The organism is Candidatus Allofournierella excrementigallinarum, from assembly GCF_944388085.1.
GTDB lineage: Bacteria > Bacillota > Clostridia > Oscillospirales > Ruminococcaceae > Allofournierella_A > Allofournierella_A excrementigallinarum.
In genome coordinates, this window is the sequence record NZ_CALXHK010000003.1 from 43,153 (window position 1) to 58,384 (window position 15,232).

A 15,232-nucleotide genomic window follows, 5' to 3' on the forward strand; every position below is an offset into this window, starting at 1 on the left:
ACTTCTCCCCTTATCGGCGGCCAGAGGCCGCCGTTAGTGCATTTTGCGGTTCCCCGAAGCGGCCCTCAGGCCTTTTCGGCGCCCTTGGCGGGCTTGGCCGCCTTTTTTGCCGCGGGCTTTTTGGCGGCAGGCTTTTTTGCCGCGGGCTTCTTTGCCGTTTTTTTCGCCGCCTTTTTTTCCGCGGGCTTGGGCTCCTTCGGCTGCGGCACCGAGAAATAAACGGCGCTCAGCGGCGGCAAGGTGACGCTGATGCTCTGGTCAAAGCCGTGCATCGGCTTTTTGTGGCTGCGCAGAGGCTTGTTGTGCACGCCGCCGCCGCCGTAGGCCTCGTCGTCGCTGGAAAGCAGCTCCCGGTAGGTGCCGGCCGCCGGCACCCCCATCTGATAGCCCTCCCGAAAAACGGGATTGAAGTTGCAGACCACCAGCGTGGTGTGGCCCGCCGCATCGCGCCGCAAAAACGCGATGACCGACTGGGCGTTGTCGTCCGGCACCACCCACTGGAAGCCCTCCCAGCTGTAGTCCACCTGCCACAAGTCCGGCAGGTCGTGGTACAGGCTGTTCAGGTCCTTCACATACTGGCGCAGCTGGCGGTGGCGGTCGTAGTCCAGCAGCATCCAGTCCAGCGCCTTGGCCTCGTTCCACTCGATGAACTGGCCGAACTCCTGGCCCATGAACAGCAGCTTTTTGCCCGGGTGAGCCATCATGTAGCCGTAGAAGGTGCGCAGGTTGGCGAACTTGGCGTCGTAATCGCCGGGCATCTTGTTGATGAGGCTGCACTTGCCGTGCACCACCTCGTCGTGGCTGATGGGCAGGATGAAGTTCTCGCTGAAGGCGTAGAAGAAGCTGAAGGTGACCTTGTTGTGGTTGCCCGAGCGGAAGAGGGGGTCGGTGCTCATGTAGCTGAGCATGTCGTTCATCCAGCCCATGTTCCACTTGAAATTGAACCCCAGGCCCCCGTCCTCCGCCGGCTTGGAGACCATCGGCCATGCGGTGGACTCCTCGGCGATCATCAGCTTGTGGGGATGGCGGCCCAGCACGGTGCTGTTCAGCTTGCGCAGGAAGGCGATGGCCTCCAGGTTCTCCTTGCCGCCATAGCGGTTGGGCTCCCACTCGCCGTCGCGGCGGTTGTAGTCGAGGTAGAGCATGCTGGCCACCGCGTCCACCCGCAGGCCGTCCACATGGAACTGCTCCACCCAGTACAGCGCGCTGGACACAAGGAAGCTCTCCACCTCGGGCATCCCATAGTTGAACACCATGGTGCCCCATTCCTTGTGCTCGCCCCGGCGGGGGTTGGGGTCCTCGTAGCAGGGCTCGCCGTCGAACATGTACAGGCCGAAGCCGTCCTTCGGGAAGTGGGCGGGCACCCAGTCCATGATGACGCCCAGGCCCGCCTGATGGCACTTGTCCACAAAGTTCATGAAGTCCTTGGGGGTGCCGTAACGGCTGGTGGGGGCGAAGTAACCGGTGACCTGGTAGCCCCAGCTGCCGTCGTAGGGGTATTCGGTGATGGGCAGCAGTTCCACATGGGTGTAGCGCATGTCCAGTAAGTACGGGATGAGCTCGTCCGCCAGCTCGGAATAGTTATAGGGGTCGCCATTCTCCTTGAGCCGCCAGCTGCCCACGTGCAGCTCGTAGATGTTCATGGGGGCGGTGAGGGGGTCGCGCTTTTTCTGCCGCGCCTCCCATTCGCCGTCGTTCCACTCATAGCCCTCCAGCCGGTAGACCTTGCTGGCGTTGGAAGGCCTGGTCTCGGCGTGGAAGGCGTAGGGGTCCGCCTTGAACACCAGCTCGTCCTGCCGGGTGGTCAGGCAGAACTTGTAGACGTCGTACTCGCGGATGCCGGGGATGAACGCTTCCCAGACGCCCTCGTCCAGCCTGGCCATCGGGTGGGACCCCGGCACCCAGCTGTTGAAATCGCCCACCACGCTGACGGCTTTGGCGTGGGGCGCCCAGACGCGGAACACCACGCCTTCGTCCCCGCCCCGGCAGTCGAAATGAGCGCCGAAGAACCGATATGCCTCAAAATTGTTTCCCTGCTTGAACAGGTATATGGGCAGATCGGCCGGATGATTCTGTTTTTTCACGGTGTCTCCCTCCCTGTGGGCCTTACGCCTCACTTTCACATATAATCTTACTCATTTTTGGGGTAGTTTTCAAGGGTTTTCTGTCATATACTGCTAAAAAAGCAATTTTGTTTTTCCTTGTTTTATGCAGTTTTAACAGTGTTGTTGAATAATCCTTGGATATTCACCATAGTTTTGAAAAAGCGCCGGTCCTTTTGCCGCATTTTAACATTCGGCCGCGGCGATGGGCACAAAAATGCCCGGGCGCGCAGGCGCCCGGGCGAAAGGCTCATTTGGCCTGCATGAAGCAGGCGCGGTTCTGCCACAGATAGATGCCGCCGCTGAACACGGTAGCCAGCGCCACCAGCCAGCACAAAGCGCTGCTGATGAGCGACACCGCCATCACGTCGGCGGGCCCGGCCAGGGCCGCGGCAAAGAAGTAGAACAGGATGGTGAGCATCTGCAGCACGGTCTTCACCTTGCCCCACATGTTGGCGGCGATGACGGTGCTGGAGGAGGCCGCCAGCATCCGCACGCCGGACACCGCGAACTCCCGGGCCAAAATCAGCGCCACCACCCACAGGCTGCAAACGCCATCCCGCATCATATACAGAAAGGCCACGGTGGTGAGCAGCTTGTCGGCCAGAGGATCGGCAAACTTGCCGAAGTCGGTGACCATCTTCCATTTGCGGGCCAGATACCCGTCCAGGAAATCGGTGAAGCTGGCCAGGGCGAACACCGCCCCCGCCGCCAGATACCAGCCGGGCTGCCAGCCCGCCGCGCCGTATTGGGTCATGCCGGCCAGCACCATGAACACCGGCACCAGCAGGATGCGCAAAAGGGTGAGCTTATTGGGCAGATTCATCCTCGTTCTCCTCCACTGCATAGCCGAACAGGTCGTACATGTCGCTCTCGTCGATCTTCACCCGGTAGAACTGGCCGGGGTAAAGGGGCGTTTCGCTGGCGACGCAGACGTTGCCGTCGATCTCCGGCGCATCGGCGGCAGAGCGGCAGAGGTACAGGCCGCTCTCCTCGTCCACCCCGTCGCAGATGACGGTCTGCACGCTGCCCACCTTCTTTTCCAGCAGCTGGGCGCTGATGCGGGCCTGAAGGTCCATGATGACGCCGGCCCGGCGCTGTTTTTCCTCCTCGGGCAGCTGGCCCTCCATCCGGGCCGCCGGCGTGCCCTCCTCGGGGCTGAAGGCAAAGCAGCCCAGCCGTTCGAAGCGGGTCTCCTTGACAAATTCGCACAGCTGCTCGAACTCCGCCTCGGTCTCGCCGGGGTAGCCGGCGATGAGGGTGGTGCGCAGGGTGATGTCCGGCATGGCGGTGCGCAGGCGGCGGATGGCGCTTTTCACCACTTCCCCGTCGCCCCGGCGGTTCATGGCCTTGAGAATGCGGGTGTTGCAGTGCTGGATGGGCAGGTCGAGATAGCGCACCACCTTTTCATTGCGCTGCATGGCAGCAATGAATTCATCGGTGATGCGTTCGGGATAGGCATAGAGGATGCGGATCCAGCGGATGCCCTCCACGGCGTTCAGCTCGTCCAGCAGCTGGCAGATGCTGTTTTTGCCCCAGTCCTCGCCGTAGGCGGTGGGGTCCTGGGCCACCACCACCAGCTCCTTCATGCCCTCGCCGGCCAGCCAGCGGGCCTCGGCCACGCAGTCTTCCAGCGGGCGGCTGCGCAGCGGCCCCCGGATGAGGGGGATGGCGCAGTAGTGGCAGCGGTTGTTGCAGCCCTCGGCGATCTTTAAGTAAGCGTAGTGGCTGGGGGTGCTGATGACCCGCTTGCCCCCCAGGGCCAGGCCGGTCTTGGGGCCGAAGTCCTCCTCCGGGGCGGCGTCCGGGGCGGCAAGGCGCTCCAGAATGGCGGGCAGGGCGGCGTTGCAGCCGATGCCCACCACCGCGTCCACCTCGGGCATCTCCCTGCGGATCTCCTGGCGGTAGCGCTCGGCCAGGCAGCCGGTGACGATGACCCTGAGGCCGGGCCTTTTCTCCTTGAGGGCGCAGGCGTCCAGGATGTTCTCGATGGCCTCGGTCTTGGCGCTCTCGATGAAGCCGCAGGTGTTCACGATGATGGCGTCCGCCTCGGCGGGGTCGGCCGTGGTGGTGTGGCCCGCGCTGATGAGGCTGTGGCAGAATACGTCGGCGTCCACCTGGTTTTTGGGGCAGCCCAGAGAGATGATGGCGATTTTCAAATGCGTTCTCCTTTTGTTTTCCGTGCCGGCTTCACAGTTCCCCGTCGGCGGGATGCTCCTCCAGCCAGAGCTCCACCGCCCGGCGGGCGTCGCCGGAGGAAAAGCCCCGGCGGGCCAGCGCCGCCAGCACGTTCTGTTTTTTGCCCGCCGCCAGTTTTGCGGCGTACTGTTTTTCCACAAGACGCAGCGCGGCCGCGCCGTCCGGCCCAAGGCCCTCCGGCGCGTCCGCCTGACGTTCTTCATACGCTTCTTCCAGCGCCTGCCGGGCAAGGTCCCGGTCCACGCCCCGCGCGGCCATCCAGCGCAGTATCTCGCTGCGGGATTTGCTTTTGCTCAAAAGCCAGGCGGCGGCGCGGCGGGCAAAAGCCCCGTCGTTTAAAAGGCCCAGTTCGTCCATCTTGGCCACCGCCGCGGCGGCGGTGTGCTCGTCAAAATCCCGGCAGAGCTTTTGGAACAGTTCGCCGGAGGCGTGCTCCCGGGCGGCGAGATAAGCGAAGGCCTTGTCCTTTGCGCGCTGGGCGTCGCTTTTGCGCACAAGTTCCTCCAGCTGGCCGTCGTCCAGGGTCATCCCCTCCGCCAGATGCCCGGTGAAGAAGGTCTCCTCGTCCACGCTGAAGAGAAAGCCGGCTTCGCAGAACAGGGCAAAGCGCCCTTTTCTGGTGCGGCTGATGCGGGTGATGGTGGTCTCCATGGGGCGGCTTTAGTCCTCCACCATGATGTCCAGGTCCTCCTCGCTGACCTTTGCGGCAGCGGCGGCAGGGGCGGCGGGAGCCGCCACCGGGGTGATGCCGCCCTTCACCGGCTTTTTGCCGGCGGCCAGCAGCTTGTCGGCGTTGGCGCGCACCAGCGCTTCGATCTCCGCCATGACGGCGGGGTTCTCTTTCAGGAAGGTCTTGGCGTTGTCGCGCCCCTGGCCCAGGCGGGTCTCGCCGTAGTTGAACCAGGCGCCGCTTTTCTGCACCGCGCCCAGCTTGACGCCCAGGTCCAGCACCTCGCCCACCTTGCTGATGCCCTCGCCGAACATGATGTCGAACTCGGCCTCGCGGAAGGGCGGGGCCACCTTGTTCTTGACCACCTTGGCGCGGGTGCGGTTGCCGATGAACTGGCCGGAGGAATCCTTCAGGCCCTCGATGCGGCGCACGTCGATGCGCACGCTGGAATAGTATTTCAGCGCGCGGCCGCCGGTGGTGACCTCGGGGTTGCCGTAGGTAACGCCCACCTTTTCCCGCAGCTGGTTGATGAAGATGGCCACGGTGTTGGTCTTGCCGATGACGCCGGTGAGCTTGCGCAGGGCCTGGCTCATCAGGCGGGCCTGCAGGCCCACGTGGGAGTCGCCCATCTCGCCCTCGATCTCCGCCCGGGGCACCATGGCGGCCACCGAGTCGATGACGATGACGTCGATGGCGCCGCTGCGCACCAGCGCTTCGCAGATCTCCAGGGCCTGCTCGCCGGTGTCCGGCTGGCTGACCAGCAGGCTGTCGATGTCCACGCCCAGGGCCTGGGCATAGACCGGGTCAAGGGCGTGCTCCACGTCGATGAAGGCCACTTCGCCGCCCTGCTTCTGGGCCTCGGCCAGCACGTGCAGCGCCAGGGTGGTCTTGCCGCTGGACTCGGGGCCGTAAACCTCCACCACACGCCCGCGGGGCACGCCGCCCACGCCCAGGGCGATGTCCAGCGAGAGGCTGCCGGTGCTGATGGCGTCCACCTTCATGGCCACGTTGGCGCCCAGCTTCATCACCGCGCCCTTGCCGAACTGCTTTTCGATCTGGGCCAGCGCCGTTTCCAGCGCGTCTTTTTTGCTGGCCGCGCTCTTTTTCTCCGGGGAGGCCATTGCCGCCTTCTTCTCTGCCATACCTTCAAAACTCCTTGTTCCCGCGCCCGCCGGGCTTTTTTGGCCCCGCGGCGCGCTTCGTTCTAACGTCTGTGCTTATTATACACGATGCCCCCGGCCTTTACAACCATCAGTTGTAAAATGTCGGGAAATCATCCTTTTTATGTCGCATTTTCCGGTTTTTGACCCACCACGACCCGGTCGCGGCCCTCAAGGTCGGGGATGCAGGCCACGTTTTCGTAGCCCGCCGCGCAAAGCACAGCCTGCACCGCCCCCGCCTGCCGCCAGCCTATCTCCACCGCCAGCCAGCCGCCGGGCCGCAGGGCCGGCAGGTAGGCCGGGGCGATGTGCTCGTAGAAGGCGAGGCCCTCGTGGCCCGCACGCAGGGCCATGGCGGGCTCCCGGCGCACTTCCGGGGCCAGCCGCTCCATCTCGCCGTCGGTGACATAGGGCGGGTTTGCGAGGACGAGGTCCAGGCTTTCCGGGGCCAGCTGCCGCTGGTAGCCGAACACATCCCCCAGCACACAGGCCGCGGCGGGGCGGGCCTCGTCAAAGCCCGGCAGGGCCGACGCGGCGTTCTGCCTGAGGTAGCGGAAGGCCTCGGGGCTTTTTTCCAGGCAGGTGACATGCGCGCCGGGGCACAGGCGCTTGACGCCCAGCCCCACGCAGCCGCTGCCGGCGCACAGGTCCAGCACCACCGGGCTGCTCCAGCCCGCCAGCCGTTTCGCGCCTTCCTCCACCAGCAGTTCGGTGTCCGCCCGGGGGCAGAGCACCCCCGGCCCCACCGCCAGCTCAAAGTCCAGGAAGGGCCAGCGGCCCAGAATGTACTGCAGGGGCTCCCGGGCGGCGCGGCGGGCGGTGAGTTCCTCCAGCCGGGCCAGGGCGCTTTCGTCCAGCGCCGGGTCCTGCCAGCGCCAGCCTTCCCCCGCCTGAGCCGCCACCAGCGCCGCCGCGTCGAAGGCGGCGTCCTCCACGCCCGCGGCCTCCAGCCGCCGGCGGGCGGCCTCAAACGCCTGCCGCGCTCTCACCACTTGGCCTCGTCCGGGTGGTCGGGCAGAACGGGAGTCACGGCGGCGATGGCCACCTCGATCATGGAATCGTCCGGCTCGAAGGTGGTCAGCCGCTGCAGCCACAGGCCCGGCGCGCTGATGATGCGGGTGAAAATGTTGTCGTAGCGGCCCGCCAGCTTGATGAGCTCGTAGCTGACGCCCATCACCACCGGCAAGAGCAGGAGCTTGAGGACCACCCGCAGGCCGGTGCTGCCCCAGGGCAGCACGCTGAACAGCAGGATGCTGACGATGAGCACCAAAATCATAAAGCTGGTGCCGCACCGGGGATGGAACCGCCGGTGGCGGCGCACATTTTCCACGGTGAGCTCCTCCCCCGCCTCGTAGCAGGCGATGGTTTTGTGCTCGGCGCCGTGGTACTCGAACACCCGGTGGATCTCCTTCATGCGGGTGCAGAGGAAGAGGTAGCCCACGAAGAGGGCGATCTTGAGCGCGCCCTCCAGCACCACCTTGCCCCAGCCCAGAGGCACGAAGCGGTCGGCAAAACCCACGATGGCGGTGGGCAGCACCATGAACAGCACGATGGCCAGAAGGCCGCCGCACACCGCCGCCAGCGCCATGAAGAAGTTCTGCGCCCCGGGGCCGGCATGTTCGCCCAGCCACGTCTCAAAGCGGCCCGGCTCCTCCCCGGCCTCCTCGGGCATGCTCACCTCGGCGGAGTGCATCAGGTAGCGGTAGCCCAGCACGAGGTTCTCGATCATTGCCGCCGCGCCCCGCACCAGCGGTATCTTCTGCCAGCGGTGATGCTTCACGTTTTCATAGGTCATGTCCAGCGTGCCGTCGGGCCTGCGCACCGCCACACAGATCTTTTCGGGGCCGCGCATCATGATGCCCTCCATCAGGGCCTGCCCGCCCACGCTGGTCTTAAAACATTCCTTGGGTCTTTCCATATTTCTCCTTTTGCCGGGCCCGCCGGCCCGGGGCTTTTTGCCTTTTGTCCGCCCGGTCAGCGGGCCGGGGCGGCAAGTTCCTTTTCAAACACGAGGCTGCCGTCCGCCTCCATGCGGTAGAGGCAGTTCGCCCGCAGCGGCGCGCCGGCGGCGTCGGTGAGGGCCAAAACGTCCGCCACGGTCTGCCCGTTCCAGGTGCAGAACACATACTTCAGCGGCCAGCCGCCGGCGGCCCACCACGCGTACTTTTCGGCCACATCGTCCCCGAACTCCACGGGGTTCAGGGACAGGGTGCCGCCCGGCGCCAGCTCGAACTTGTACAGCCGGCAGTCGTGGGCCCACTGAGGCCCCTCGGTGAGCACCAGCGTGGAGGCGTCCCGGCTGTACATCTCCGGCACGAAGCTGTCGAACACCGGCTGCATCTCGGTCTGCTCCCGGGCCCAGTTCGCCTCCTCCACGTTGGGGGCCCGGTGCTGCAGGAACCACCCGGGCACAAGCTCGGTGGCCGCCGTCCAGTTGACGCCGAAGGCGAAGGCCGCCGCCGCGCAGGCAAGGGCCAGCCCCCGGCGCCTGGGCGTGTTCAGCCGCGCCGCGAAGGGGGCCAGCGCCCCCAGCGCCAGATAGAGCATGGCGATGGGCAGCGGCGCGATGTAGCGGTGGTAGGCCGCCAGCTGGGCCGCTTCGTCCGCATCGAAAAGATAAAGGTAAGAGTAGCACAGCATCACCGCGTAGGCCAAAAACACCACGGTGAGCCCCGCCCCCGCCACGGTGAGCGCCCGCCGCCGCGGCGCAAGGCGGCGCAGCGCCAGCACCAGCGCCCAGAAGAGCAGCAGCGCCCCCAGCGCCGAAAGCCCGCCGGTGCGGTTGAGGGGTTCGAAGCAGAAGAACTGCAGGTAGTGGGGGATGACCTCGCCCGCCTGGCCCCCGCCGGTGAAGAATTCCAGCAGGTTGGCGGGGCCGAAGGCCCCGGCAGACACGTCCTGGGTGAAGTAGGAGCTGGTGCCCTTGAGGCGGCAGAGCACCTGCCAGGTGAGCCAGAAGGCCGGCGGCGCCGCCGCGGCCCCCAGCGCCGTCAGGCGCGCCCACGGGCCGCCCCGGCGCGCCGTTTCCCGCAAAGGGCCGGCCCACAGCGCCATCACCGCCGCCATCCCTGACAGCGCGTAGAGGATGCCGGTGCTCTTGGAGATGGCCAGCAGCGAGAGCGCGCCGCTCACCGCCGCCAGGTCCCACAGGCCGGGGCGGGGGCTGCGCCATGCGGTGAGCAGGGCCCAGCCCAGCAGCAGGGTCATCACCGGCTCCACCACAAGGCTCATCTGGTGATACTTGGTGTAGAAGGCGGGGAACACCAGCAGGAAGGCGGCCTCGCCCCCCACCAGCAGCAGGTTCGACCACCAGCGCTTTTGCCAGCCGAAGTCCGCCAGCAGGGGCAGCGTCAGGCCCATGTACCAGAGCATCTGGGTGTCAATCATCGCCGCCACGGTCACCCGCGGGGTGTAGAGGTGCAAAAAGGCCGTGAGCATCTGCAGGCCCGGCGGATAATCGCTGAAGGCGGAGGCGCTCTGGGCCGCGGTGGGGAACTGGTCCATGCCGCTGATCTGGCGGGTGAACAGGCCCCAGTGGGCCACATCGTCAAAGACGGTGAGCTGTATCTGGCCGCTGAGGGCCATGGTCAGCCCCATGGCCAGCAGCAGGGCAAAAAAGGGCGGCCCCAGCCGCAGCGGCCCCGCGCCCCTGCGCAGGGCGAAGAAGGCCGCCGCCGCGGCGGCGGGCAGCACGAAGAGGGGCAGCCACTCCTTCTCCCCCGCCCCGGTGAACAGATAGGCCGCCAGCGAGACGCCGGTGAGCGTCAGGGGCAGGGTCTGGGCAAAGGGGGCCCGGATGGCCCGGGTGAGCAGGCCCGCCAGGCACGCCAGCAGGCACAGCAGCGCAAGGTACATCAGCATAGGGTTCCGTCCGGCGCGCAGCCCTTGCCCGCGCCGCTTCCTTTCTTTATGAACGTTCTTTTTCCTCGCCGGGGCGGTAGAGCGGCAGGCGCAGGGTCACGGTGGTGCCCACGCCGGGCTGGGAATCGATGTCCGCCGAGCCGTCCAGGGCGGTCATGATCTCGTCCACCACCGCCAGGCCGATGCCGCTGCCCCGCACCGCGCCCTTGCCCTTGAAGAACTTGAGCTTGACGTTTTCCAGGTCTTCGGGCAGGATGCCCCGGCCCTGGTCGGCGATGGTGACATAGGCGTTCTCGCCTTCCTGCAAGAGGTCGATGGTGATGGCCCCGCCCCGGCAGGAATATTTGACAGCGTTGTCCAGCACGTTGACGAAGACCTGGCGCAGGCGGGCCGGGTCCGCCCAGATGGGCAGGGGCAGCTCCGGTTCCTCGTAGACGAGGCGCAGGCCCTCCTTTTCGATGCGGGGCTGCATGAACAGCGCCGCGTCGGTGACTTCCGCCACCAGGTCCAGCCGCTGGCACTCCAGCTTGACGCCGCTCTGCAGGCGGGAGAAGCTGAGCAGCTCCTCCACCATGGTGTAAAGGCGGTCGGTCTCCTGGCCGATGATGGACAGGCCCTTGCGGTAGTTCTCGTCCTCGGGGTCGCGGATGGCGGCGATGGTCTCCACCCAGCCCCGGATGCTGGTGAGGGGGGTGCGCAGCTCGTGGCTCACCGAGCTGATGAACTCGTTCTGCATCCGCTCGGTCTTGCTCAACTCGCCTGCCATCTCGTTGATGCGCTGGCACAGCCGGCCGATCTCGTCGTCGTAGGGGGTGGCGGGCAGCCGCACCGAGAGGTCGCCCCGGGCGATGGCGGTGGCGGCCTCCTCGATCTGGTGCACCGGCTTGACGATGCTGCCCACGAAGAACAGGCCGCTCCAGATGGTGAACACCAAAATCAGCGCGCCCACGCCCAGCGCCAGCAGCACCTGCCGCGTCAGCGCCTCGTCCACCAGCGAGAGGCTGGTGAGCATGCGCATGGCGGCGGCGTCCTCGCAGGCGTAGGGCACCAGCACGGTGATGGCCATCACCCGGTGGCCGCCCGAATCGGTGTAGATCATCTCGCCCTGGCCGCTGGCGCTGGAAAGGGCCTGGGTGAAGTCCGCCGGGGCCTCGTCGTAGCGGATGAGCGCGCCGGAGGAGGTGATGAGCGGCTGGCCGGAGGAATCCAGCAGCATGAACTCGAATTTATCCTTTGCGTCGAACTGCTCCACCGCCCGGTGCAGCAGCTGGCTGCGGCCCGCCGCGGTGAGGGCGGGGTTGGCGCCGGCCACGATGTTCAGCTGGCCGCTGATGCTGGAGATGCGGCTGAGGATGGCCTGCCGCGCGCCGTTGTAGTAGCCGGACCAGGTGGCATAGATGAAAAGGCCTTCCGCCACCGCCACCAGCAGCAGGGTCACAAGCAGGCTGCCCCGCAGCCAGCGTCGGGTGATACTGCTCACAGCCCGCCTCCTTTCTGCGCGGATGGGGATGCGGCCTTCAGCCGTTCCAGCGGTAGCCGTAGCCCCAGACGGTGAGGATGTGCTTGGGGCTGGAGGGCTCGTCCTCTATCTTCATGCGCAGGCGGCGGATGTTCACATCCACGATCTTCACGTCGCCGTAATAGTTTTCGCCCCACACGCCTTCCAGGATCTTTTCCCGCACCAGGGCGGTGCCGGGGTTCTGGAAGAACAGTTCCATGATCTGGAACTCCACCTGGGTCAGGTCGATGGGCTCGCCCTTTTTGTAGAGCACGCGGCTCTTCTGGTCCAGCACGAACTGGCCGCTCACAAGGCGGGAATCGTCGGCCTCGGCGGCGGCCTGGCCGGTGCGCTGCACACGGCGGCAGAGCGCGTCGATGCGGGCCAGCAGCTCCGACACGCTGAAGGGCTTGGTCATATAATCGTCCGCCCCGATGGACAGGCCGCGGATTTTGTCCTGCTCCATGCTCTTGGCGCTGAGGATGATGATGCCGATGTTGGCGTCGTCCCGGCGGATGGCCTCGCACAGAGAAAACCCGTTCATGCCGGGCAGCATCACATCCAGCACCGCGGCGTCGCAGCCGCCCTCGCTGCCCAGCAGCGCCAGCGCCTTTTCGGCGCTCTCCGCCTCCAGCACCTCGTAATCCGCCATGCGCAGGTTGAGGGCGATGAGCTCGCGGATGCTGTCCTCGTCTTCCACTACCAGAACTCTTCTCATGGTTTGACCTCCTTTTGAACAGGCCCCAAAGGGGCCGTCACATCTTTTTGGGGGCGCTCACAGCAGCCGGAAGCCCCGGATCAGGTCGCCGGACTGGGCCTGCGGCTCGGCGGTGCCCAGCCGCGCCTGCACCTTCTGCGCGCCCAGGTTGCCCAGCAGGAAGTAGCCGCCGCCCTGCGAGGCGTTGGGGCTCACCACCCGCACGGTGAGCAGCAGGTCCTCGCCGCCGGCGGTGCGCACCTGCCAGCTGTCCGGCTCGTCGCCGTCGGTGAGCATGATCTGGCCCTGCCACTCGCCGGGCAGTTCCAGATAGTAGCCGTATTCCAGGTCGGCCACGCCGAAGCTCTTCACCTGCTCGTACTCGGTGGTGTAGTCCATCCAGGCCACAAAGCTCAGCCGGTTCACCGCCAGGTTCTCCATGCCTGCGCCGTCCAGCTGGGTGGGGATCTCCACCGTGCCGTCGGAGTCGATGTCCTGACTTTTGAGCAGGCTGGAATACCGCTGGGTGGCGGCGAACAGGTCGTCCACCGTGATGGGGTGGTAGGTCACCAGCTGCTGCTGGCGCGCGTCGTAGTAAAGGATCATGCTGGCCAGGCTGTTGGCGTTGCCGGTCTGGCCGTCCAGGATCAGGTAATAGCTGCCGTCGTCGCCCTTGCTGGTGTAGAGCCCTTCGCAGCTGGTGAACTGGTTGCCCACCGCCAGCGGAGGCATCACCGGGATGAACTGGCCGTCCTGGGCGGTGAGCATCTGCAATTGCAGGCCGCTCTCCGGCTCGGGGCCGATGATGACCAGGTCGTTGCCGCCGCTGCCGCTGATGTCCCGCAGTTCATACTGGGAATAGGGCTGGTGGAACACCTCGTTCAGGGTCTCGTTCTGGTAGGAGTAGACCGCCAGGTACTTCTCCCCCGAGGCGGCGGCGTAGCCCACCAGCAGCTGGGTGCTCTCGGCCCCCCGCAGGCTGGCGGTCTCGATGCTCTCCACCGAGGTGGAAAGGCCCTCCCGCTCCTGGGTGACCACCCACTCGCCGTTCACCGATTCCAGCACCGCCAGATGGACGTTCTGGCCCTTGGCGGTGCTCACATAAAGGGCGGCCGCGTCGGTGGCGCCGTCGCCGTCCCAGTCGTCGAACACAAAGGGGGAAAGGTTCCCGCCGGTGGTGGGGTACTTCATCTGGGGCGTTTCGCCCAGATAGGCGATGAGCGCCTTTTCCACCTCGTTCTGCTGGCCGTCCAGCTGGGGCGCGCGCAGCAGGTCCTCCACGCCGGCGGGCGCGGCGCCGCACCCGGCCAGCAGGCACGCCGCCGCCAGCGCGGCGGCCCCCTTGAACCATCGCACAGCTGCCACCCCCTTTTTTATATGCGAAGTTTATTATATCACGAAAGCAGGGCGATTCCAAGGGTCATCGCCAAAAGCCCGGCGCCGAACCCCGCCGCCGTCACCTCTTTTCTGCCCAGGGAAAGGCCGGTGGGCAGAAGCTCGGCCACGCTCACCCAGCACATCACGCCGCACACCAGCGCCGCCATGCCGGTGACGAGGCTTGCGGTGATGCGCCCGCCCAGCGCCCCGAAGGCCAGCAGCGCCCCCGCAGGTTCCGCGAGGCCGGAGGCCAGCGCCGCCAGGAAGGCCCGGCCCCGGCTTTTGGTGGCGTACAGCACCGGCAGCGCCACTGCCAGCCCTTCCGGCAGGTTGTGCAGGCCGATGGCCACCGCCAGCCGCAGCCCCACCGCCGGGTCGTCCAGCGAGGCGAACAGGCTCATCGCCCCTTCCGGCAGGTTGTGGCCCACCAGCGCCATCGCGGTGACCAGGGCGCTGCGCAGCACCCGGCCCTCCTCGCCGCCGGCGAAGGCCGCCTCCTCCGGCAGCGCCCGCTCCAGCAGCCAGCCCGCCGCCAGCCCCAGCAGCACAAGGCTGGCCGCCATCGCCCCCGCCCGCAGGGGCGCAAAGGCCGCCAGATACCGCCCCAGGGCCCCCGGCAGCATATCCATCAGGCTGACCGCCAGCATCACCCCCGCCCCGAAGCCCATGGCGAAGGCCATGCCCTGCCGCCCCGGTCGGCGCAGCGCGCCCAGCGCCCCGCCCAGAGCGGTGGCAAGGCCCGCCAGCGTGGTGGCCGCCATCGCGTACAGCATACAAAAACGCCTCCCATACCCTTTTTTACAAGGATATGGGAGGCGTTCCTTCCTTATGAACCGGCGGTCAATAGCCCTCGCCGGAAAGCCCCTGCACCAGCTTCACCATGCGGCTGGTGCCCAGGCGGTCGGCGCCCAGCTGGATGAAGCGCACCGCGTCGTCCAGGGTGGAGATGCCGCCCGCGGCCTTGATCTTGCAGCGGCCCGCGCAGCAGCGGGCGAACAGCTCGATGTCCGCGAAGGTGGCCCCGCCGGTGGAAAAGCCGGTGCTGGTTTTGATGTAGTCGGCGCCGGCGTCGATGACCGCCTGGCACATGGCCTCTTTTTCTGCGTCGGTGAGCAGGCAGGTCTCGATGATGACCTTGAGCACATGGCCGCCCACCGCCTTCTTGACGGCGGCGATCTCCTCGGTGACATAGGCCACGTCCCCCGCCTTCAGGCGGCCGATGTTGATGACCATGTCCACCTCGGAAGCGCCGTTTTCGATGGCGGTCTTTGCCTCAAACACCTTGGTGGCGGTGTCGGTGGCGCCCAGGGGGAAGCCCACCACCGTGCACACCGGCACGGCGCCCTTCATGTACTCGGCGGCCTGCTTGACGAAGCAGGGGTTGATGCACACCGAGGCGGTGTGATACTCCATCGCCTCGTCGCAGATCTTTTTGATGTCGGCCCAGGTGGCCTCGGGTTTCAGCAGGGTGTGGTCCACCTTTGCCATGATCGCAGCGATGTCCATCATTTCACGCCGCCTCCCAGTTTGCACTGTTTGCACTGGCGGGCCTTGCTCATGCCCACGGCGCTGAGCACGATGGCCACCACCGCGGCCACGGACGCCACGATGCCCAAAATCAGCCCGGTCAGACGAAACGCGGAACCTTTCATAGTCAGAACCTCCTGT

At 66.3% G+C, this 15,232-nt stretch carries 14 protein-coding genes; all 14 read right to left on the bottom strand.

Annotated elements, in window-relative coordinates; genetic code table 11:
• Window positions 1-65: 65 nt before the first annotated feature.
• Window positions 66-2,084 carry a 1,4-alpha-glucan branching protein GlgB gene (glgB, locus tag ACH2AT_RS01010; protein ID WP_394962767.1) on the bottom strand — a complete coding sequence of 673 codons (2,019 nt, stop codon included), beginning with the start codon at window positions 2,082-2,084 and terminating at the stop codon, window positions 66-68.
• Window positions 2,085-2,352: 268 nt separating this feature from the next.
• Window positions 2,353-2,928: a CDP-diacylglycerol--glycerol-3-phosphate 3-phosphatidyltransferase gene (pgsA, locus tag ACH2AT_RS01015; protein WP_394962769.1), complete on the bottom strand. Its 576-nt coding sequence runs from the start codon at window positions 2,926-2,928 to the stop codon at window positions 2,353-2,355.
• Window positions 2,912-4,261 (bottom strand): 30S ribosomal protein S12 methylthiotransferase RimO, encoded by a 1,350-nt coding sequence (gene rimO, locus ACH2AT_RS01020; RefSeq protein ID WP_394962771.1) that lies wholly within the window; start codon window positions 4,259-4,261, stop codon window positions 2,912-2,914. The genes pgsA and rimO overlap by 17 nt, the downstream gene beginning before the upstream one ends.
• A 31-nt stretch (window positions 4,262-4,292) precedes the next feature.
• Complete coding sequence (locus ACH2AT_RS01025; protein ID WP_394962773.1) at window positions 4,293-4,952, bottom strand: regulatory protein RecX; 660 nt, start codon at window positions 4,950-4,952, stop codon at window positions 4,293-4,295.
• 9 nt (window positions 4,953-4,961) lie between these two features.
• Entirely contained in the window at window positions 4,962-6,113 is a 1,152-nt protein-coding gene (gene recA / locus ACH2AT_RS01030; RefSeq protein ID WP_394962775.1) for a recombinase RecA, read from the bottom strand.
• A gap of 140 nt (window positions 6,114-6,253) precedes the next feature.
• Window positions 6,254-7,120, bottom strand: a complete 867-nt coding sequence (gene prmC, locus ACH2AT_RS01035) for a peptide chain release factor N(5)-glutamine methyltransferase (protein ID WP_394962777.1) — start codon at window positions 7,118-7,120, stop codon at window positions 6,254-6,256.
• On the bottom strand, window positions 7,117-8,049 hold the full coding sequence (locus ACH2AT_RS01040; protein ID WP_394962779.1) for a DUF1385 domain-containing protein: 933 nt from the start codon (window positions 8,047-8,049) through the stop codon (window positions 7,117-7,119). Before ACH2AT_RS01040 ends, prmC begins: the two co-directional genes overlap by 4 nt.
• Window positions 8,050-8,105: 56 nt before the next feature.
• Window positions 8,106-9,992, bottom strand: a complete 1,887-nt coding sequence (locus ACH2AT_RS01045; protein WP_394962781.1) for a hypothetical protein — start codon at window positions 9,990-9,992, stop codon at window positions 8,106-8,108.
• Window positions 9,993-10,038: 46 nt separating this feature from the next.
• Complete coding sequence (locus tag ACH2AT_RS01050; RefSeq protein WP_394962783.1) at window positions 10,039-11,472, bottom strand: sensor histidine kinase; 1,434 nt, start codon at window positions 11,470-11,472, stop codon at window positions 10,039-10,041.
• Window positions 11,473-11,509: 37 nt separating this feature from the next.
• Window positions 11,510-12,208: a response regulator transcription factor gene (locus ACH2AT_RS01055; protein ID WP_394962785.1), complete on the bottom strand. Its 699-nt coding sequence runs from the start codon at window positions 12,206-12,208 to the stop codon at window positions 11,510-11,512.
• A 57-nt stretch (window positions 12,209-12,265) separates the two neighbouring features.
• Entirely contained in the window at window positions 12,266-13,543 is a 1,278-nt protein-coding gene (locus ACH2AT_RS01060; protein WP_394962787.1) for a hypothetical protein, read from the bottom strand.
• A 38-nt stretch (window positions 13,544-13,581) separates the two neighbouring features.
• On the bottom strand, window positions 13,582-14,337 hold the full coding sequence (locus ACH2AT_RS01065) for a ZIP family metal transporter (protein WP_394962789.1): 756 nt from the start codon (window positions 14,335-14,337) through the stop codon (window positions 13,582-13,584).
• A 67-nt stretch (window positions 14,338-14,404) separates the two neighbouring features.
• The gene (gene deoC / locus ACH2AT_RS01070; protein WP_394962840.1) at window positions 14,405-15,070 is read right to left on the bottom strand and encodes a deoxyribose-phosphate aldolase; all 666 of its coding nucleotides are present in this window, start codon (window positions 15,068-15,070) and stop codon (window positions 14,405-14,407) included.
• Window positions 15,070-15,216 carry a hypothetical protein gene (locus tag ACH2AT_RS01075; protein WP_394962790.1) on the bottom strand — a complete coding sequence of 49 codons (147 nt, stop codon included), beginning with the start codon at window positions 15,214-15,216 and terminating at the stop codon, window positions 15,070-15,072. The genes deoC and ACH2AT_RS01075 overlap by 1 nt, the downstream gene beginning before the upstream one ends.
• Window positions 15,217-15,232: the final 16 nt, after the last annotated feature.

Coding starts and splice junctions, on each gene's coding strand:
- ACH2AT_RS01040 (WP_394962779.1), bottom strand. CDS start 8,049: ATGGAAAGACCCAAGGAATGTTTTAAGACCAGCGTGGGCGGGCAGGCC.
- ACH2AT_RS01065 (WP_394962789.1), bottom strand. CDS start 14,337: ATGCTGTACGCGATGGCGGCCACCACGCTGGCGGGCCTTGCCACCGCT.
- pgsA (WP_394962769.1), bottom strand. CDS start 2,928: ATGAATCTGCCCAATAAGCTCACCCTTTTGCGCATCCTGCTGGTGCCG.
- recA (WP_394962775.1), bottom strand. CDS start 6,113: ATGGCAGAGAAGAAGGCGGCAATGGCCTCCCCGGAGAAAAAGAGCGCG.
- ACH2AT_RS01055 (WP_394962785.1), bottom strand. CDS start 12,208: ATGAGAAGAGTTCTGGTAGTGGAAGACGAGGACAGCATCCGCGAGCTC.
- deoC (WP_394962840.1), bottom strand. CDS start 15,070: ATGGACATCGCTGCGATCATGGCAAAGGTGGACCACACCCTGCTGAAA.
- ACH2AT_RS01045 (WP_394962781.1), bottom strand. CDS start 9,992: ATGCTGATGTACCTTGCGCTGCTGTGCCTGCTGGCGTGCCTGGCGGGC.
- ACH2AT_RS01025 (WP_394962773.1), bottom strand. CDS start 4,952: ATGGAGACCACCATCACCCGCATCAGCCGCACCAGAAAAGGGCGCTTT.
- ACH2AT_RS01075 (WP_394962790.1), bottom strand. CDS start 15,216: ATGAAAGGTTCCGCGTTTCGTCTGACCGGGCTGATTTTGGGCATCGTG.